The following is a 19880-nucleotide window of genomic DNA, read 5'->3' on the forward strand; positions in this document are numbered from 1 at the left end:
GTAGCGTCGGCGGCGTGGGCAGCGAGGTGCTTGATGACGTCATCGGCTGGCGCGACGGCCGCATCGTCGCCATCGACCAGACGGCCCTTCCCCATCGGCTCGCCCTCCTCGACATCGCCACCGTGGATGAGCTTGTCGACGCGATCGTCCGGCTGGCCGTGCGGGGCGCGCCGCTGCTCGGGGTGGCCGGCGCGCTTGGCGTGGCGCTTGCCGCCAGGCAAGCCGATCGCGAAGGGTGGGACGCCGGCCGGCTGAATGCCGAGGTCGAGCGGATCGCCGGCGCCCGTCCGACCGCGGTCAACCTGCGCCGCGAGGTGCTCGCGGTCGCGGCAGTGCTTACCGACGGCGCCGCCGCGACGGAGGCCGCCGCCCTCGCGGTCCGCGATGCCGCGATCGAGACCAGCAGGCGGCTGAGTGAGCGGGGCGCCGCGTTCCTCATCGAGGAGTGCGGCGCGGGTCCGCTGACGGTGCACACGCACTGCAATACCGGCGCTCTGGCCTGCCTGGGCTGGGGGAGCGCACTAGGCGTCATCAGGACGCTGCGGGACCGGGGTGCCCTTGCGCACGTCATCGCCGACGAGACCCGTCCGCTGCTGCAAGGATCGCGGCTCACCGCCTGGGAGCTCGGCCAGCTCGGCATCGAGCACTACCTGGTGGCCGACGGCGCGGGACCGTTCCTCATCAGCCAGGGGCAGGCCGACGCGGTCGTCGTCGGAGCCGACAGGGTGGCGGCCAACGGCGACGTCGCCAACAAGATCGGCACCTACTCCCTTGCCCTCGCGGCCCGCAGGGCAGGCATCCCGTTCCTGGTCAGCGCCCCGGAATCCACCATCGACGAGGCCACCGCCACCGGGGCTGACATCCCGCTTGAGCTGCGCGCGGACGAGGAGGTCACGTCCTTCGGCGGCGTGCGGACCGCACCGGAGGGCTCCCGGGCGCTGAACTACGCCTTCGACGTCACTCCGGCCGACCTGATCACCGCGATCATCACGGAAGACCGCGTGATCCGCCCGTAACACCTGGGGCGGATGCTGCCAGCGCCGTCGCTAGCCCTTGCGGTAGGAGTCCCGCACCTCGCGGACGTACGGGGCCGGGGCGACGGTGGCGCGGATGCCGACCTGCCGGTGCCGTTCGACGGCGGGCTTGCCGGTGTTCGGCCGCTCACCCCACAGCACGGTGACCTCGGTGCCAGGCTCGCTGGCGGCCGTGTCGATCGTCGCGAGCGAGACGAACGCGTGCTCGGTGGCGAGGTAGCCGACGTCGAGGGAGAGACCCACGGTCGACCCGCCGCGCAGCACCCTGTCGACCTGGAAGAACGCGTACCGGGCCTTGGGCATCTCGATGTACTTGGCCGGCAGGCCCGGCTCGCACAGCGACCTGACCGCGAGCGCGAGGTCGTCGGGGTTCCACACCAGCGTCACCTTGGCGCGGTGGTGGTCCTCGGCCGCGACGCGTATCAGCGCCTCGCGGCCGAGGAAGTCATGGTCGAACTTGACGGTCCGGCCGTAGCCGATGTCGTACGGCGTGACGTAGTAGTCGGCGATGTCGGGCGAGTCCATGCTCCCGCCGAGCGAGCCAAGCGCGGACACGTCGAGCCACTCCCGGTAGCCCTGCATGTCAGCACCGAAGATGGCGGGCACCGCCGTCGGGATCCAGCCCGACTCCAGGTTCGAGGTGGAGTAGGCCTTGGCCCCGGCCCGGCGCAGGCCGAACTCCTCGCCGGCCGCGAGGATCGCCGCGAGCACGTCCTCGCCCTCGGCCCACGGGCCGAACAGCTCGAAGCCCGGCTGGCCGGCCATGCCGTGCCGCAGCGCCCGCACCCGGTGCCCGGCGATGGCGAATTCCGTCATGTGGAAGAACTTCACGTCGGGCAGCGGCCCGCCGATGAGCTTCGACACGATCACCCCGGCGGCCGGCCCCTGCAGTTCGTAGCGGTAGAGCACCGGCGGGCCCGACAGGCGGTCGACCGAGTTGTCGTCGCGCTCGACCGTCACGTTCCAGTCGCCCGTCGCCACGTTGTACTGCAGCCAGTTGGCGACCGTCGGGTGACCCACCACGTCGAACAGGTCCTCCGCCAGGTGGAAGAGGATGGCGTCGCCGATGAGGTGGCCGTCGGCGTTGACCGCGACGTACTGCTTGGCCTTGCCAGGGCCGAAGTTCGCGAACGAGTTGACGCCGAGGCTGCTCAGCAGCCGCAGCGCGTCGGGGCCGCGCAGGAACAGGTCGGTCATGTGATGCGACTGGTCGAAGAGCACGCAGGTGGTGCGCCACGCGTTCTGCTCGGTGCGCCAGTTGGTGAACTCGGGTGCGACTGGGAAGGCGTGCGGCCGCGCGGTCGACTGGCGCAGCAGTTCCACCGGCGACCCGGCGCGCTTGATGGCCGCCTCGAGGCTCTCGAACGTCATCGCTTCCCTCCCTGAAGTAGACCGCACCAGTAGACCGCGAAACGGGCGCCGCCGCGCCGGCCATGCGGGCAGTCTCGATCGCGACAAATGTCTCGGTTGTCCGCCCCGGCCGACGGGAGTTAACCGAGGACGAAGGGGACCGCGAGCAGGTCGCGGGCGGTGAACTGGTAGATGTCGCCGGCGGGGGTCCAGATCAGCACCTGCAGGCCGGGGTCGAACTCGACGAACCACTGCCGGCACGCACCGCAGGGCATCGCGGCGTTGAGCCCGTCACCAGGCGCGGCATCGACGCACGCCACGGCGATCCGGCTGAGCGCCAGGTCGCCCGAGGTCACCGCCTTGGCGATCGCGGCGCGTTCGGCGCACAGGGTCAGTCCGTAGCTGGCGTTCTCCACGTTCGCGCCGGTGTAGATGCCGCCCGCGGTGGCGACGGCCGCGCCGACCCGGAAACGCGAGTATTTCGCGTAGGCGAACTGGGCCGCCGCGCACGCGGCATCGGACAGCGCGCGGGCATCGGCGTCGTCGGTCTTGCGCAGTTCCACCGGCATTACTCCTCGGGCACGCCTCGGGTCAGGCTGCCAGCAGCCTAACGACCGCGACGGTCAACGGCGAGCACTGGCCGGGCCCGCGGCTTTACGCCGGCCGGCTCGACACTGCCCCGCTCTCGATGGCGTCCACCAGTTGGGCGTGATCGCGCTCGGTCTGGTCGGCGTACACGGTGGCGAACTCGCCGACCGACGCGATGAACCTGCCGCCCTTGCCGATGTAGCCGGCGATGGCCGTCGCATCGCCGGTGCGGGCGTGCGCCTTGGCGAGCGTCGCGCCGCATGCGGCGGCGAACTCGACGAGCCGGGGAGCGATCAGCGCGGTCGTCGGGATGATCTTCATGTCCCGGAACTGCCGCACGTAGAAGTCGTTGCCGTTCATCGAGCCCCAGCCGGCGAAGATGTCGGTGGCGCTCTGCACCAGCCGCTTACCTCTGATCACCCGCTCCCCATGGCTGGTGTGGCGGCTCGGCTCTGCATAGGCCTCGTAGATCGCGGGCCCTGCCTGCTTGGCCTGCAGGAACAACGGGTCGGTGCCGGTCCGGCCTTCCAGCAGCACCAGGTACACCCGCATTCCGACACTGCCCACGCCGACCACCTGGCGGACCGCGTCCACCTCGGTGAACCGGTCGAACAGGATCCGGCGGTCTTCCTGCAGGGTCAGCCGGTACCCGGCGAGCAGCTGGTCTACCAGGTCGGCCTGCGCGGCCTCGCTGAGCGTGGTCCTGATCGGCGGGTCAGCGGTGATCCGCGGCCGGCCGTCGGCCATCTCGGTGAGCCGGGCGAACGCGCCGCGGCTTGTGCGCCGTTCCCTGCCGCGCTCTATGTGCACCGAGACCCGGTCGCGGTCGGCGGGCTCGAAGTAGTCGACAAGCTGGTCCACGTGGAGCGCGTCATACCAGATGTCGAGTTCCGGCATCGTGGCGTAGCGACGGATGCCCCGGCAGTAGGCCCGCAGGCCGGCCGACACCGCCTCCGCGGCCCTGAGCGACCCGACCTCGCTGTCCCGCGCCGCCAGCATGATGCTCGCGGCGAAGCGCTTCACGTCCCACTCGAAAGGACCGGGCAGCGTCTCGTCGAAATCCCGCAGGTCGAACGATAGGTTGCGCTCCGGTGTCGCCCACAGGCCGAAGTTCAGCACGTGCGCGTCGCCGGCGAGCTGCACCGTCAGCCCACTGTCTGGATGGGCGGCCAGATCGGCGGCCATCACCGCCGCGGCGCCGCGGAAGTAGTTCCACGCCGAGGCCGCCATGCGATAGTGACGGATGGGCACCAGCTCGCGGTCCCTGGTCTCATCCTGCGCCAGGATGGTCCGCAGCGCGTCGTGCTCGCGATCGCGCTCCATCCATGACCCGAGTTCGCTGCGCTTGACCCGCTGGCGCACGGCCTTTCCCGAGGCCCGCCGCTCGTCGGCGGTGGCGCGCAGGTCGTGCGGCCAGGCGGCCTGGCGGTCACGCGGCGGTGAAACGGAATCTTCCATCGAACATTCGCCCCCATCCGGTGGCCGGCCGCGCGGACCGGAGCCCAGCGCAATTATCTCACGCTGTGCTGATGGAGAGTTACTGAAGGTAATCAAATTGCGCCGGTCTGCGGCCGGCACTGGTCACCGGCCAGCGGCGGCCGCCACGATCGCGACGGCCTCCGCCGCCACGTCGGTGATGATCGCGGCCACCCGCGGGTCGGTCGCGTACCTGCTGATCAGGGCGGGGGAATTTACCGTCCATAGCAGGCACGGCAGCCCGGCCGCGGCGGCCCGGCGCAGCACGCCGAGCGGGGCAAGCCCGTAGTGCGGCGCCAGGTAGTCCGCCCGGACGCGCCGCGCGAGACCGACCGGGTAGAGTTCGCCGAACCGAGCCGCCAGGTCGAGCAGCGATCCGCCGTCGCCGATCAGCAGTCCGGTCTTGACCTCGGGGTAGACATCCTTCGCCTGGGCGACGACGGCGGGGAGAAACGACGTGACCACCAACTGGCCGGGGTCGAAGCCGGCTCGCAGCACGGCCATCACGTCGGCCACGTAGCCGTCTTCCTTGAGTTCCACGTCCAGCCTGATGCGCCCGGCGCAGACCGCGAGCACCTCGGTGAGCAGCGGCGGCAGCACCCCGGCGGCCGCCGCGATCTCCGCGCGGCTGAGCGCGCCAACCGGTACGCCGCGCACCTGCGCGTCATGGAAGGCGATCAGCTCGCCCTCCCCGGTGGAGCGGACGTCGAACTCGATCATGTCGGCGCCGACGTCGATGGCGTTGCTGAAGGCAGCGATGGTGTTCTCGGCCGCCCCGGTCGCGACTCCCCGGTGCGCGGCCACCATGGCACGGGTCATGTCGCGCAGTATGCCTTGTGCGGATCTGCCCGCTACCGTGGGGGTAGCGTCCGTGAGCCAGTGATCATCTTCACCCTCACCTCGAAGGACGCTTGCCGCGCCGGTTCGCGCGCTAGCCTTCGCGACGGGCCAGGGATGGCCGCCTTTTTGTCGGTTTCCTACAAATCGGTGGCGCCGGCGTGCGTCATGCCCTGCATTGGTCCTCCAGCCGGGTATCGAGCAGGATAGAAACAGGTGAAGGCGAGGCCTGGGACTCCGGGCATCGCCTTCTGACATGTCGGTACTCGGAGGCTTAACCGGTGTTCAGTCGTATCGCGATCGTCAACCGCGGTGAGGCCGCGATGCGGCTCATCCACGCCGTCCGGGATCTGTCCGCGCAGACGGGGGAGCGGATCGAGACGGTCGCCCTGTACACGGACGCGGACCGCACCGCCACCTTCGTCCGCGAAGCCGACCTGGCCTACCCGCTCGGGCCGGCCTCGGCCCGCCCCTACCTCGACCACGCCCTCCTCGAGCGCGCGCTGACCGAGACCGGGGCGGACGCCGCCTGGGTCGGCTGGGGCTTCGTCGCCGAGGACCCGGCGTTCGCCGAACTGTGCGAGAAGGCCGGTGTCACCTTCATCGGGCCCGACGCCGAGGCGATGCGCAAGCTCGGCGACAAGATCGGCGCCAAGCTGATCGCCGAGGAGGTCGGCGTCCCCGTCGCGCCGTGGAGCCGCGGCGCGGTCGCCACCCTGGACGACGCGCTCACGGCCGCGGCAGACATCGGCTACCCGCTGATGCTGAAGGCCACCGCCGGCGGCGGCGGTCGCGGCATCCGGGCCATCAATTCACCGGGCGACCTCACCGAGGCGTTCGAGCGGACAAGCGCCGAGGCGCTGCGCGCGTTCGGCAGCGGCACCGTGTTCCTCGAGCGGCTGGTCACCGGCGCGCGCCACGTCGAGGTCCAGGTGATCGCCGACGGCCAGGGAACGGCCTGGGCACTGGGGGTGCGCGACTGCTCGGTGCAGCGGCGCAACCAGAAGATCATCGAAGAGTCCGCCTCCCCGGTCCTGTCACCGGAGCAGACCGCGGACCTGAAGGCGTCCGCCGAGCGGCTCGCCCTCGCCGTCGGCTACCGGGGCGCGGCCACCGTCGAGTTCCTCTACCATCCCGGCGAGCGGCGTTTCGCGTTCCTCGAGGTCAACACCCGGCTCCAGGTCGAGCACCCGATCACCGAGCTCACCACGGGCACCGACCTGGTCCGGCTGCAGCTGCACGTGGCGAGCGGCGGCAGGCTCGAGGGCGACAAGCCGGCCGAGACCGGGCACGCGATCGAGGCGCGGCTCAACGCCGAGGACCCGGACCGCGACTTCGCGCCCGCCCCCGGCCGTATCGTGCGGCTCGCGCTGCCCGCCGGCCCCGGCATCCGGGTGGACACCGGCGTCGGCGAGGGTGACACCATCCCCGCCGACTTCGACTCGATGATCGCGAAGATCATCGCCTACGGCCGCGACCGGGACGAGGCGCTCGGCCGGCTGCGCCGCGCCATGGCCGAGACCATGGTGCTCATCGACGGCGGCGCCACCAACAAGAGCTTCGTGCTCGACCTGCTCGACCAGCCCGAGGTGATCGATGCCTCGGCCGACACCGGCTGGATCGACCGGGTGCGCGCGCAGGGCCGGCTGACCGCGCGCAAGCATTCCGGCGTCGCGCTCGCCGCCGCCGCGATCGAGGCCTACGAGGACGAGGAAGAGGTCAGCGCGCAGCGGCTGCTCGCCACCGCGCACGGCGGCCGCCCGCAGGTGCACCACGACCCGGCCCGCCCGCTCGACCTGAAGCTGCGCGGCGCGAGCTACCGGGTGCACGTCTCCAGGCTCGGGCGCAAGCGGTTCCGCGTCGGCATCTCGGCCGGCGGCGACACGCGGCCTGCCGACGTCGACATCGAGCGGTATGACGTGCACAGCGGCCGGATCACGGTCAACGGCCAGTGGTTCCGGCTGACGACCGCGACGCACGGCCCCGTGCACCTGGTCGAGGTGGACGGCGTCACGCACCGGATCAGCCGCGACGAGGGCGGCGTGGTCCGCTCGCCGGCGCCCGCCCTGGTGGTCGCCACCCCGCTGGGGGTCGACGACGAGGTCGAGGCCGACGCGCCGATCCTGGTGCTGGAGAGCATGAAGATGGAGACGGTGCTGCGGGCGCCGTTCCGCGCCCGGGTTCGCGAGTGCCGGGTCTCTGTCGGCAGCCAGGTCGAGGCGGGCGCGCCGCTGCTGCGGCTCGAGCCGCTCGGCGACGGCGCGGGAGACGCGCCGGCGGCAGCCGCCGCCGGCGCCGCGGAGATCGACCTGCCGGCCGGCGCGGAGAACCCGCCCGCGGCCGTGCGGGCCGAGCGTTACCTAGCCGACCTGCGCGGCAGGCTGCTCGGCTTCGATGGCGACGTCCAGGCGCCGCGGCAGGCGCTGACCGGATACCTCGCCGCCCGCGCCGAGCTCGGCGGCCAGCCGCTGCCCGGCGAGGTGGAGCTGTTCACCGTGTTCGCCGACATGTCCGAGCTAAGCCGCAACCGGACGGAAAGCGACACGGACGCCGAGCCGGGCAGCCAGGTGCACAGCCCGCGCGAGTTCTTCCACGCCTACCTGAAGAACCTCGACGTGGAGCGGGCGGGCGTGCCAGAGAGCTTCCAGGCGAAGCTGGGCCGGGTGTTCCGCTACTACGGCGTCAGCGAGCTCGACCGCACGCCTGAGCTCGAGGCCGCCGTCTTCCGCATCTTCCTGGCACAGCAGCGGATGAACCCCGACGCCACCATCGTCTCTGAGCTGCTGCGGCAGTGGCTGACGAGCGCGCCGCCCGCGGAGCCGCTGCGCGAGCAGGCGGGCCTGGCGCTCGAGCACCTCATCGAGGCCACGCAGGTCCGCTTCCCCGCGGTGACCGACCTCGCCCGCGGCGTCGTGTTCCGCTGGTTCGCCCAGCCGTTGCTGCGCCGCAGCCGCGCCAGGGTCTACGCCGCGGTCCGCGACGACCTGCGCTACCTCGACAAGCACCCGGACGCGGCGGACCGCGACGAGCGCATCCAGGCCATGGTGGGCAGCTCCGAGCCGCTGGTGCGGCTGATCGGCCAGCGGATCGGCCGCCCGGTCGACCACGCGCCGCTGCTCGAGGTGCTGACCCGCCGCTACTACGGCAACCACAAGCTGTCCGCTGTCACCGCGCGCGACATCGGCGGCTGCCGGTTCCTCACCGCCGAGGACGCGGGACCAGGCGGCGTGACGCTGATCGCCGCCACAGCCGCCGACGCCGCGGGGCTGCCCGGCGCCATCGCCGCCATCGGCGAACTCGCAGCGCACGCCGCGCAAGCTAGCCCTCGGGGGGTACGGGGGGTCATCCCCCCGGAGGATTACCGCCTTGTCGCCGACGTATACGTCGCCTGGGACGACCAGCCGGAGGGCGACGCGCTCGCGACGGCGGTCGGCGATCTCGTCACGGCACGCCCGCTGCCCGCCGGCCTCGCGCGGATCACGGTCACCGTCGCCGGCGCCAGGGGCGCGGTGATGCACCATCACTTCACCTTCCGCCCGGACGGGGGAAGCGCGCCGCTCGTCGAGGAGCGGCTGATCCGCGGGCTGCACCCGCAGGTCGCCGAGCGGCTGCAGCTCGGGCGGCTGCGCGAGTTCGACCTCACCAGGCTGCCCTCGGCGGATGAGGAGATCTACCTGGTCAAGGCGGTCGCCAAGGCCAACCCGGCCGACGAGCGGCTGTTCGCGATGGGGCAGGTCCGCGACCTCACGCCGCTGCGCGAGGCCGACGGCCGGCTCGTCGCGCTGCCTGAGCTCGAGAACGTCCTCGCCGCCTGCATGGACGCGATCCGCACCACCCAGGCGCAGCGGCCGCAGCACAAGCGGTTCGAGGCCAACCAGATCATGATGTACGTCTGGCCGACGACCGACTTCACGCCCGCCGAGCTGACCCCGCTTGTGCACCGTGTCCGGCCCACCACGTCAGGCGCCGGCGTCGAGGAGGTCCAGTTCGTCGCCCGCCAGCGCGTTCCGTCCAAGGACGGGGGCGACGAGCTCGCCGAGCTGGCCGTGCGGGTCCGGCTGGACGCGAGCCGCGCGGTGCGGATGTCCGTCGGCCCGCCGCCGACCGAGCCGATCGCGCCGCTCGACGACTACCGGCAGAAGGTGCTGCGCGCCGCGCGGCGCGGCACCTTGTACCCGTACGAGCTGACCACCATGCTGTCCGGTCCGGCGGGCGCGTTCACCGAGTACGACCTCGACGACACCGGGACGCTGGTGCCTGTCGACAGGCCGAAGGGCAAGAACAAGGCGGCGGTCGTCGCGGGCGTCGTCACCACGCCGACGTCGCGGCACCCCGAGGGCGTCACCCGCGTGGTGCTGCTCGGCGACCCGACCAAGTCGCTCGGCGCGCTGTCGGAGCCGGAATGCGCCCGGGTGATCGCCGCGCTCGACCTCGCCGAGCGGATGGCGGTACCGCTTGAGTGGTTCGCGCTGTCGTCCGGCGCGCGGATCTCGATGACCTCGGGCACCGAGAACATGGACTGGGTGGCCGCGGCGCTGAAGCGGATCGTCACCTACACCCAGGCGGGCGGCGAGATCAACATCGTCGTCGCCGGGATCAACGTCGGCGCCCAGCCGTACTGGAACGCCGAGGCCACGATGCTCATGCACACCAAGGGCATCCTGGTCATGACGCCGGACTCGGCGATGGTGCTCACCGGCAAGCAGTCGCTCGACTTCTCCGGCGGCGTGTCGGCGGAGGACAACTTCGGCATCGGCGGCTACGACCGGGTGATGGGACCGAACGGCCAGGCGCAGTACTGGGCGCCGAACCTGCCCGCCGCCTGCGAAGTGCTCATGGCCTACTACGAGCACACTTACGTCGCGCCCGGCGAGGGCGCGCCGCGCAAGGCGGTCTCGCAGGACCCGGCCGACCGCGACATCTCCGCTTTCCCGCACGCCGTGGCGGGCAGCGACTTCACCACCGTCGGGCAGATCTTCTCCGCTCAGCACAACCCGGACAGGAAGAAGCCGTTCGACATCCGCACCGTGATGCGCGCGCTGTCCGACCAGGACCACGCGGTGCTCGAGCGCTGGGCGGGCATGGCCGACGCGGACACCTCGGTGGTGCAGGACGTGCACCTCGGCGGCCGCCCGGTCTGCCTCATCGGCATCGAGTCCAAGTCGGTGCCGCGCCGCGGCATCCCGCCGACGGACGGCCCCGACACCTACACGGCGGGCACGCTGTTCCCGCAGTCCTCGAAGAAGACCGCGCGGGCGATCAACGCCGCGTCGGGCAACCGGCCCCTGGTGGTGCTTGCGAACCTGTCCGGGTTCGACGGCTCGCCGGAATCGATGCGCAAGCTCCAGCTCGAGTACGGCGCGGAGATCGGCCGGGCGATCGTCAACTTCGACGGCCCGATCGTGTTCTGCGTCATCTCCCGCTACCACGGTGGCGCGTTCGTCGTGTTCTCCAAGGTGCTCAACCCGAACATGACCGTGCTCGCCCTCGAGGGCTCGTTCGCGTCGGTGCTCGGCGGCGCCCCGGCCGCGGCCGTGGTCTTCGCCGCCGACGTCAGCAACCGCACCGCGGCCGACCCGCGGGTGACCGAACTCCAGGCCAGGCTGGCGGAGACGAGCGGGGCCGAACGGGCCGGGCTGACGCTGCGGCTGGCCGAGGTCCAGGCGTCGGTGCGTGCGGAGAAGCTCGGCGAAGTCGCCGCGGAGTTCGACAGGATCCACTCCATCCAGCGCGCCGTCGAGGTCGGCTCTGTCGACGCCATCGTCAGCGTCGCCGGCCTGCGGCCGGCGATCATCGAGGCGATCGAGCGCGGCCTGGCGGCCCACTAAGGTCCAGGTCAAAGTCAGGATCAGTCCGAACGGGTTCGTGGTTCACCTGGTCATCCTCGGTGAAACACGAACCCGTTCGGCATAGACACGGGCGGATTCTCAGTCCCGCGTGGCTTCCGGCTGCTCACGGCGGTGCTTGTAACCGCCCACGGCAAGCCATGCGGCGCTGATCAGCAGATACACGACACCGACCATGACGTACCCGAAACCGCTCGACCGGCCGACGGCGACGCCGATCTGAGCCACGCCCACCAGCAGGAACGCGATCCCCAGCCCGTACCAGTACCGGACGTCTGGCCTATGCCACCACCGCTGCCCCCGCCGCCTCGCATGCTGCCCCGCAACTCCCATGGCACCCCGTTGCCCGGCAGTTGCGCCAGCAAACGAGTTCGACGGTGAGTAATGTGCAAACGTGGCGAGTTACTTGACGAGGGCGCCGGCGTCGACGGGGAGGGTGACGCCGGTGATGTAGCGCGCCTCGTCGGAGGCGAGGAACAGCACGGCGTTGCTGATGTCGGCTGGCTCGACCCAGGGCACGGGCAGCGCGTTGACCATCTGGAAGACCGGCGCCGCCGATTCGCGGCTCGGGTGCGGGTTGGCGGGGTCGAACATGCGCCATGTCTGCTCGTTCTGGATCATGAGCGTGTCGACCAGGGTCGGGTGGACGCTGTTGACCCGGATGCGGTGCCCGGCGAACTCGCTGGCGACCGAGCGCATGATGCCGACGACGCCGTGCTTGGCGGTGCTGTAGTGCACGGAGTTGGCGGCGCCGCGCAGGCCGAGCACCGAGCTTGTCAGGATCACCGATCCGCCGCCGCCTGCGATGAGGTGCGGCAGCGCGGCCTTCACCGTGTTCCATACCCCGGTCAGGTTGATGCCGATGGTCTCCTGCCAGGCGGCGTCGTCTAGGTCGAGGGTGGGGACGGGCTGGTAGATGCCCGCGTTCGCGACGACGATGTCCAGCCTGCCGAGCTGGGCGACTCCGTCGCTCACGGCCTCGCTCAGCGCCGCGGAGTCCCTGACGTCCGCCTTGCGCGCGACGATCCGCCTGTCCAGCGCCTCGACCTGGCTGACCGTCGCTGCCAGGTCCGCTTCGGTGGCCGGCGGGTAGGCAGACACGGAGGTGACCCGCCCGGCGATGTCGACCGCGATAATGTCCGCGCCCTCCTCGGCGAGCCGTATCGCGTGGCTGCGGCCCTGGCCGCGCGCCGCGCCGGTGATGAAAGCGACCTTGCCCTGTACCCGTCCTGGCATCAGCAAGCTCCTTGGTCCTGGGGTCGCCTCTCAGATTCCCGCGTGCGGCACGCCCTGGCAACCTCACTAAAATGAACCCGCGATGAGCGCGATACTGACCGCCAAGGGCCTAACCGCCGGGCATGCCGACCGTACCCTGTTCTCCGGTCTCGACCTGGTGGTCGCGCCGGGCGAGATCACCGGGCTTGTCGGGGTGAACGGCGCGGGCAAGTCCACGCTGCTGCGCATCCTGGCCGGCCTGCGGCCGCCGGACGCGGGCGATGTCTCACTCAGCCCGCCGACCGCCACGGTCGGCTACCTGTCCCAGGAACCGGAGCGTCGCGCGGGGGAGACGGTCGCCGATTTCATCGCCCGCCGCACCGGCGTTGCCGGGGCGCAGCGTGACCTGGACGATGCCACGCAACTCCTTGTCGAGGAGCGACCAGGCGCGGACGACGCCTACGCCGGCGCGCTCGACCGCTGGCTCGCACTCGGCGGCGCCGACCTGGAGGACCGGACCCCTCAGGTGTTCGCGATGCTCGGGCTGCGCGACGGCGCCGAGCGACAGCCGATGGCCAGCCTGTCCGGCGGTCAGGCCGCCCGGGCAAACCTCGCCTCGCTGCTGCTGTCCCGCTACGACGTGTTCCTGCTCGACGAGCCAACCAACGACCTGGACATCGCCGGCCTTGAGATCCTCGAGGACTTCGTCGCGCACCTGCGGGCAGGCGCCGTCCTCGTCAGTCATGACCGCGCGTTCCTCGAGCGCACCGTGCACCGGGTACTCGAACTCGACCTGGCGCAGCAGCAGGTCCGGCTGTACGGCGGCGGCTACCTCGCCTACCTGGAGGAGCGGCAGATCGCCAAGCAGCAGGCCAGGGATGCCTACGAGAAGTACTCCGACACCAGGGCCGGCCTGCAGCAGCGGATGCGCACCCAGATCTCCTGGGCCGACAAGGGCGTCCGCGAGGCGAAGTCCAAGGCCACGGATAACGACAAGCACATACTGCACCGGCAGGTGAGCCGCTCGGAGAAGCTGGCCGGGAAGGTCAAGGCGACGGAACGGATGCTCGAGCGGCTGGACGTCGTCGAAGAGCCGCGCAAGGAGTGGCAGCTCAAGTTGGAGATCGCCGCCGCGCCCCGCTCAGGAACGGTGGCCGCCACGCTGCGGGACGCGGTCGTCGAGCGCGGCGGTTTCCGCCTCGGCCCGGTCAGCCTCCAGGTCAACTGGGCCGACCGGATCGCCATCACCGGCCCGAACGGCTCGGGCAAGTCCACCCTCATCGCCGCGCTGCTCGGGCGGCTGCCGCTGACCTCGGGTCATGCCGCGCTTGGCAGCGGCATCCATGTCGGCGAGGTCGACCAGGCACGCAGCCTGTTCGGCGGCTCGCAGCCGCTCCTCGACGCCTTCGCCGCTCAGGTTCCCGGCATGCTTCCCGAGGAGATCAGGACGCTGCTCGCCAAGTACGGACTCAAGGCGGACCACGTGGTCCGCCCGGCCGCCTCGCTGTCGCCCGGCGAGCGCACCCGCGCCGCGCTCGCCCTGCTCCAAGCCCGCGGCGTGAACCTGCTGGTGCTCGACGAGCCGACCAACCACCTCGACTTGCCCGCGATCGAACAGCTCGAGGACGCCCTGGCGACCTACCCGGGTACGTTCATCCTGGTCACGCACGATCGCCGGATGCTTGAGTCGGTCCTTGTCACCCGCCGCCTGTCAGTCGCGAACGGCCAGGTCGCCGAGTCGGCGCCGGGTCAGTCGACGGGGCAGAGATAGCTCCACCGGCCGTCCTGGCGGATGAACCTGCTGGTTTCCGCGAGGACGCCGCGCTGCCCTTCCTTGTTGTAGACGGCACGGAACCGGACCGTGCCCGTGGTGTCGAACATCCCGCCGCCCTCGGTCTCGAGTACCGCCAGCCGCGTCCACCGCAGTGCCGGGTCGAGCGTGAGCTTCTGCGGACGGCGCGACGGGTGCCAGGTGCGCAGCAGGTAGCCGGCGTCGCCGACGGCGAACGCGCTGTACCTGGCGCGCATCAGCGACTCGGCGGTCAGTGCCTGAGCGCCGGCGTGCAGCCGCCCGCAGCAGGAGTCGTAGTCGTCGCCGAGGCCGCAGGGGCACGCGAGTACGTCCATACCGCCATTGTCGCAGCGGTTCCGCGCCGCCGGGCGCCCGTCACGAGGCAAGGGCCCGGATCAGGGATGGGGGAGTTCTCGCCAGGCCCGGACGGCGGTGACCAGCTCGGCGACCTCGCCGGGATTGGCCAGCGTCCGGCCGGTGGCCGATTCGATGCGGCGCAGCCGGTAGCGGACGGTGTTCGGATGGCAGTAGAGCTCCGCGCCCGCGACGGTGGCCGAGCCGCTGGCGCGTACCCAGGCCTCGAAGGTGCCGAGGAGCAGCTCGAGTTCCTCGCCAGGCAGCCTGAGCAGGGCGCCGAGCACGGCGCGAGCCGCCTGGAGCGCGGCGTGCGGTGCGGCGGCGACGAGCAGGTCGATCGGGCTGTCCCGGAACTGGGTCACCTTTGAGCCGCCCGCTGGGCTGCCGAGCGCGAGCCGGGCGAGCTGCAGTCCCCAGCCGGCCTGGTGCAGTTCGGCGAATACCGGACTGGCGCCGATCCGCCCGGTCGCGTGCCGGTCTAGCACGCCGAGCACAGCGCCGTTGCGGGACCGGTCGGGCAGCGAGAGCACGCCGAGCGACACCTCGGCGTCCAGTCGCCAGACCGACCGGACGTCGATGACGGCGAGCGCCGATTCCGCATGGGGGATCGGGTCATGGCCGAGCTCGGTCTCGGCCGCTATCACCAGGAATACGCCATCGAGCGGTAGCCGCAGGGCGTTGGCCACCTCCCACAGGGCGCCCTTCGCGGTGGTGCCGGTGAGAATTACCTCCACCAGGGCGGCCCGCTCGCGTTCCCTGGCGCGCAGTATCTCCCTGGCCTCGTCGCGGTAGGCGTCGAGCGCGGCGTCGCTGTAGGTGTTCTGCACCGCGAAGACCGCGCCCGCCAGGTCGATGACGTCCTCGGCGTGGACGCCAGGCAGGGATCGGGCGGCGGTGACGAGTTCCGTCCACAGCTCCGCCACGCCCAGCCGGTAGGCGGTGAGCATCTCCGCGAGCGGCACTCCCTGGGCCGCACGGGTCCTGCCGGTGGCGTGCGGCGCGCTCAGGTTGGCGGTTGCGGTCCCGGTGAGACTGTCGAGGATGTAACCGACGTTGGCGCTGACCGAGTCGCGCAGGTCATCGGGCGCGACCACGTCGTGGGTTGCGTAGAAGGGGATTTCCGCGCGGATACGAGTAACGACCCGCTCGGTCAGCCCAGGGAGGCCGGTCCTGACGGCTGCGACGATGGCGGCGGCCGCCTCGTGGTGACTCATCGGCGCTGATGTGGTCATGCCAGCCATTGCACCGCGCGCCCGGCGCCCGGTACAACAGGCGGGCCGGCGGCCAGCAGGAAATCGCTGACGACCGGGGCGAGCTCGGCAGCCCGGGTGAGCAGGCCGAGGTGCCCGTCGGGGTACACGTGCAGCAGGGCGGCGGGCAGCAGCGCGGCCATCAGCCGCGCGTTGGCAAGCGGGATGATCGGGTCGTCGTCGCCGGCCAGGATCAGCGTCGGCTGCCTGATCAGCCGCAGCCACGGCAGGCTGGTCCAGCACGCGGACGCGAGCAGCTGATACAGGTAGCCGCGCCGCGAGGCCGGCCCCCGGTAGGAACCGGCGATCGGCGCGGCCAGCTCGGGCTCGCGGCGAAGCGACCCGCCGTAGATGTCCCCGGCGATCCGGGCGGCGTGCGCCGGGTCGCGGTGCCGGCGCGCCGAGGACAGGTGCAGCAGGACGCGGGGCCGCGCCGGGATCATCAGGGCGCCCGTCGAGGTGGCGACGAGCACGAGCCGCCGGCATCGCCGCGGATAGCGCAGCGCGAGCTGCTGGGCGAGACCGCCACCCCAGGAGATCCCGAGGACGTCGAAGCGCCCGTGGCCAAGTTCGCTCATCATCTGGCCCGCGAGCCGAGCCAGGCCGGGGACGGAGTAGGGGAGTGCCGGCGCGGGCGAGCCGCCCGCGCCCGGCACGTCGAACCTGACGACGGTGATCGCCGGGTCAAGCGCACCGGTGAACGGAGCGAGGGCCTCGAGCGGGGTGCCGATGCCGTTGCATACAAGCACCGGTGGACCGCCGCCGGTGCCGCGACGGATCGCGACCCGCAGGCTGCGCCGCTCCACGGTCACCGCGGTGACCTCATCGGCGTCCCGGTCCATGCGCTGCCCCCGCCTTACCCGTGTCACGCGGCCCGCACGTAGCTGCCGGGGGCTGGTTCGATGACCCGGAAGCGGTCGCTCCCTGGCGCCGCCGGGGCGGGCAACAGGGCGCCGGAACGTTCCGCCAGCCAGCCGGCGTAGTCGGGCCACCACGATCCCTGCAGGGTCTGCGCCGCCTGCTGCCAGTCGCCGGGCTCGGCGGTGACGTCGTCGCCCGCTTGGTACCTGGACTTCTTGCCATCCGGCGGGTTGACAAGGGCCGCGATGTGCCCGCTCGTCGACAGCACGAACCGGGTCTTGCCGCCGAGCAGCTGGCCGCTGCGGTAGCAGGACTGCCACGGGCAGATGTGGTCAGCCACCCCGGCGACCACGTAACTGTCCAGATCAACCTGCCCCAGGTCGGTCTCACGGCCGAGCACCGTGAGCGCACCAGGGCTGGCCAGCGCGTTGCTGGCGGCGGCACGAACGAAGTCGCGGTGCAGTCCCGCGGTCATCCGGGTGGTGTCCGCGTTCCAGAACAGGATGTCGAACCGGGCCGGCTCCTTGCCGAGCAGGTAGTTGTTGACCCAGTAGTTCCAGATGAGGTCGCGAGGCCGCAACCAGGCGAAGACCTCGGCGAGCCTGCGCCCGTCCAGGTAGCCCTGGCGCGCCGAGGCGGCAATCGCGGCGTCCGCCATCGAGGCGTCCACCAGGGCGCCGACGGCGTCGGCGCGCGCCTGGTCGAGCATCGTGACAAGCAACGTCAGGCTGGCCAGCCGCCGCCCGGCGTCCTGTACAGCGGCGGATCGGGCGGCGGCGAGACTGGCGAGGATGCCGCCAGAGCAGGCGCCGAGCAGGTGGAGCGCGTCCGCGCCGCTGATTTCCGTGACCGAGTCCGCGGCGTCGAGTACGGCCTGGACGTAGGCGTCCAAGCCCCAGGAGGCGTGCCGCGCGTCCGGATTCCGCCACGACATGACGAACACCTGCTGCCCCTGGCCGACCAGGTACTCGATCAGGCTGCGACCGGGAGCGAGGTCGAGGATGTAGTACTTGTTGATCGTCGGCGGGACGATCAGCAGCGGCCTCATCCGGACCGTCTCGGTTGACGGCGAGTACTGGATGAGCTCGAAGACCGGGGTGCGTACGACCACGCTGCCGGGAGTGACCGCCAGGTCGGTGCCGACGGCGTAGGCACCGGCCGGCACCATGGACGGCACCCGAGGCGGGCTGGCCAGGTCGCTGAGCAGGTGCCTGGTTCCGGTCACCACGCTGCCGCCCCCGGAGTCGATCGCCGCCTTCCACGCCTCGGGAGACAGCAGCGCGTTGTTACTCGGGGCTAGGGCGTCCATCAGGCTGGTCAGGGCGAAACGCAGCCGCTGCGCGTCTCGCCAGTCGAGCGCGGCCTCGTCGAGGAGGCTGAGCGCGGCTTCTGACGTGGCCAGGTAGGCCTGCATGACCCGGCGCAGCGCGGGATTGCCTGTCCAGGCCCGGTCGGCGAACCGGCGGTCCTTCGCTGTCGCGGTGACGCCCGAGGTGCCGCCGGCGATGCGGGCCAGCTCGCCGGCCAGGCTCTGGGCCCGCGTCGCCACCACACCGGGCCGGGCGGCCAGGGCCCGGGCCAGCCGCACCGCGGAGCGGCCGGGGAAGAACCGCCGGCCGGAACCCAGTGCCGCCTCGATAAGGAGCATGTCCAGGGCGGCCGCCCCGTCGGCAACGGAGGCGGTGTCGGCGGCCGCCGCGTCGGCGGAGGCAGCGGCGGAACGGCCGGATGCCGCGGTCATGGCCGTCCCCCTGCGGTGCCGGTGACGCCCGATGTGCCGGCGATGTCCGCTGGGATCACGATCTCGCGCTTGAGTATCTTTCCCGTGGGCCCCTTCGGCAGCCCGTCCGTCAGCCACACGTGCCGTGGGTATTTGTAGGCGGCGACGCGCTGCTTGACCCAGTCGCGCAGCTCGCCGGTGGTGGCCGCCTGCCCGGGCCGCAGGGTGATCGCGGCGCCCACTTCCTCGCCGAGCGAGGGATGCGGGACGCCGATCACCGCTGCCTCGAGCACTGCCGGGTGCTCGTAGATGACCTCTTCGATCTCCCTCGGGTACACGTTGTAGCCGCCGCGGATGATCATGTCCTTCTTGCGGTCGACGATGTAGTAGAAGCCGTCCTCGTCGGCGCGTGCCAGGTCACCGGTGCGGAACCAGCCGCCGCGGATGGCCGCCGCGGTGGCCTCGGGCCGGTTCCTGTACCCCTTCATCACGTTGTGCCCGCGGATCGCGATCTCGCCGACCTCGCCTGGACCTGCCAGCTCGTCGCCGTCCTCACCACGCACCAGACGCAGCTCCACGCCGCTGATGGGCAGTCCGATCGACCCCGCCTTACGGCGGTCATAGCGGTTGAACGTGGCCACTGGCGAGGTCTCCGACAGCCCGTACCCCTCGAGGATCACGGTAGCGAACGTCTTCTCGAACCCGTTGAGCACCTCGACGGGCAGTGCGGCGCCGCCCGAGACGCACACCCGGAGGGACGAGGTGTCCGCGATGACGGCGCTCTCGCCGAGCATGCCGACGTACATGGTCGGCACGCCCTCGAATACCGTGACCCGGTCCCGTTCGATCACCCGGAGCGCGGCCGCCGGGCTGAACCGCGATATCAGCGTCAGGCAGGCACCAGACAGCATGGCGGCGTTGAGACCGCAGGTCTGCCCGAAGCTGTGGAATAGCGGAAGGCAGCCCATCACGACGTCGTCCGGGCCGAGGCTGAGCAATGACGTGGCGGTGACCAGGGCGTTGCGGCGCATGTTGGCGTGCGTCAGCTCGGCGCCCTTCGGTGTTCCCGTCGTGCCCGAGGTGTAGAGGATCACCGCGGTGTCGTCGTCGGCGCGCGGCGCCACGTCAGGCGCGGGCTCCCACCCGCCGATCTCGTCGAGCGTCGCAGCGCCGACGCTGACCGCGGGCACCGCGGCGGTCGCGGCACCCGCGGCGGCCTCTGCGGCCGCGGTTTCCCAGGCCAGGACAAGGCCGGCACCTGAGTCGCCGAGGTAATGGGCCACCTCGCGCGCCTTGAGCAGCGGGTTCATCGGGACGATCGCGCACCCGGCGCGCAGCGCCCCGTAGTAGAAGACGGGAAACTGCGGCACGTTGGGCAGCATGATGCCCACCGCGCTGCCCGGCTCGAGGCCGCGCGAGCGCAGCCAGCCGGCGGCCCGGGCGCTGAGGTCGTCGAGCTGTGCGTAGGACAAGATCGTGTCATCGAGCCGTACGGCGGGGCGGTCCGGATACATCTGCGCGGCCTCGTGCAGGTCAAGGGCCAGGTTGGTCATG

14 protein-coding genes are annotated in these 19880 nt (G+C 71.5%); 3 read left to right on the forward strand and 11 right to left on the reverse strand.

From position 1 onward, the window contains the following. Window positions 1-14 precede the first annotated feature (14 nt). Window positions 15-1016 (forward strand): S-methyl-5-thioribose-1-phosphate isomerase, encoded by a 1002-nt coding sequence (mtnA, locus tag EAS64_RS36895; RefSeq protein ID WP_246116054.1) that lies wholly within the window; start codon window positions 15-17, stop codon window positions 1014-1016. 30 nt (window positions 1017-1046) lie between these two features. Here the strand turns inward: mtnA and EAS64_RS36900 are convergent, their stop codons facing one another. The 4 genes from EAS64_RS36900 to EAS64_RS36915 all read right to left on the reverse strand — a co-directional run bounded on the left by EAS64_RS36900 (window position 1047) and on the right by EAS64_RS36915 (window position 5267). Then, window positions 1047-2405: an aminomethyltransferase family protein gene (locus EAS64_RS36900; RefSeq protein ID WP_145860867.1), complete on the reverse strand. Its 1359-nt coding sequence runs from the start codon at window positions 2403-2405 to the stop codon at window positions 1047-1049. A gap of 119 nt (window positions 2406-2524) precedes the next feature. Then, window positions 2525-2947: a cytidine deaminase gene (locus tag EAS64_RS36905; protein ID WP_246116055.1), complete on the reverse strand. Its 423-nt coding sequence runs from the start codon at window positions 2945-2947 to the stop codon at window positions 2525-2527. Window positions 2948-3038: 91 nt separating this feature from the next. Continuing rightward, complete coding sequence (locus EAS64_RS36910; RefSeq protein ID WP_222849887.1) at window positions 3039-4430, reverse strand: DUF2252 domain-containing protein; 1392 nt, start codon at window positions 4428-4430, stop codon at window positions 3039-3041. A 123-nt stretch (window positions 4431-4553) separates the two neighbouring features. Further along, window positions 4554-5267 (reverse strand): glycerophosphodiester phosphodiesterase, encoded by a 714-nt coding sequence (locus tag EAS64_RS36915; RefSeq protein WP_187366450.1) that lies wholly within the window; start codon window positions 5265-5267, stop codon window positions 4554-4556. A gap of 299 nt (window positions 5268-5566) precedes the next feature. On the opposite strand from EAS64_RS36915, the gene EAS64_RS36920 reads away from it, so the two are divergent. Then, window positions 5567-11113: an ATP-binding protein gene (locus EAS64_RS36920; protein WP_145860873.1), complete on the forward strand. Its 5547-nt coding sequence runs from the start codon at window positions 5567-5569 to the stop codon at window positions 11111-11113. 99 nt (window positions 11114-11212) lie between these two features. On the opposite strand, the gene EAS64_RS36925 is transcribed toward EAS64_RS36920, so the two are convergent. Both EAS64_RS36925 and EAS64_RS36930 read right to left on the reverse strand, forming a co-directional pair. Further along, window positions 11213-11464: a hypothetical protein gene (locus EAS64_RS36925; protein WP_145860874.1), complete on the reverse strand. Its 252-nt coding sequence runs from the start codon at window positions 11462-11464 to the stop codon at window positions 11213-11215. A 69-nt stretch (window positions 11465-11533) separates the two neighbouring features. Further along, window positions 11534-12367, reverse strand: a complete 834-nt coding sequence (locus EAS64_RS36930) for a mycofactocin-coupled SDR family oxidoreductase (RefSeq protein WP_145860876.1) — start codon at window positions 12365-12367, stop codon at window positions 11534-11536. An 82-nt stretch (window positions 12368-12449) separates the two neighbouring features. On the opposite strand from EAS64_RS36930, the gene EAS64_RS36935 reads away from it, so the two are divergent. After that, window positions 12450-14117 carry an ABC-F family ATP-binding cassette domain-containing protein gene (locus EAS64_RS36935; protein WP_145860878.1) on the forward strand — a complete coding sequence of 556 codons (1668 nt, stop codon included), beginning with the start codon at window positions 12450-12452 and terminating at the stop codon, window positions 14115-14117. Here EAS64_RS36935 and EAS64_RS36940 read toward each other — a convergent pair. Genes EAS64_RS36940 through EAS64_RS36960 form a run of 5 tightly spaced genes read right to left on the reverse strand, consistent with a single transcriptional unit; the run spans window position 14096 to window position 19879 of the window. Beyond that, window positions 14096-14473 (reverse strand): YchJ family protein, encoded by a 378-nt coding sequence (locus EAS64_RS36940; protein ID WP_145860880.1) that lies wholly within the window; start codon window positions 14471-14473, stop codon window positions 14096-14098. The two genes, EAS64_RS36935 and EAS64_RS36940, sit on opposite strands and share 22 nt — an antisense overlap. Before the next feature lie 60 nt (window positions 14474-14533). Beyond that, on the reverse strand, window positions 14534-15727 hold the full coding sequence (locus tag EAS64_RS36945; protein ID WP_187366451.1) for a PucR family transcriptional regulator: 1194 nt from the start codon (window positions 15725-15727) through the stop codon (window positions 14534-14536). Continuing rightward, window positions 15724-16587: a poly(3-hydroxyalkanoate) depolymerase gene (phaZ, locus tag EAS64_RS36950; protein WP_145860884.1), complete on the reverse strand. Its 864-nt coding sequence runs from the start codon at window positions 16585-16587 to the stop codon at window positions 15724-15726. The genes EAS64_RS36945 and phaZ overlap by 4 nt, the downstream gene beginning before the upstream one ends. A 23-nt stretch (window positions 16588-16610) precedes the next feature. Beyond that, on the reverse strand, window positions 16611-18347 hold the full coding sequence (locus EAS64_RS36955; RefSeq protein WP_145860886.1) for a PHA/PHB synthase family protein: 1737 nt from the start codon (window positions 18345-18347) through the stop codon (window positions 16611-16613). Continuing rightward, on the reverse strand, window positions 18344-19879 hold the full coding sequence (locus EAS64_RS36960) for a long-chain-fatty-acid--CoA ligase (protein WP_145860888.1): 1536 nt from the start codon (window positions 19877-19879) through the stop codon (window positions 18344-18346). The genes EAS64_RS36955 and EAS64_RS36960 overlap by 4 nt, the downstream gene beginning before the upstream one ends. Window position 19880: the final 1 nt, after the last annotated feature.

Origin of the sequence: Trebonia kvetii (assembly GCF_007827045.1) — a bacterium.
GTDB lineage: Bacteria > Actinomycetota > Actinomycetes > Streptosporangiales > Streptosporangiaceae > Trebonia > Trebonia kvetii.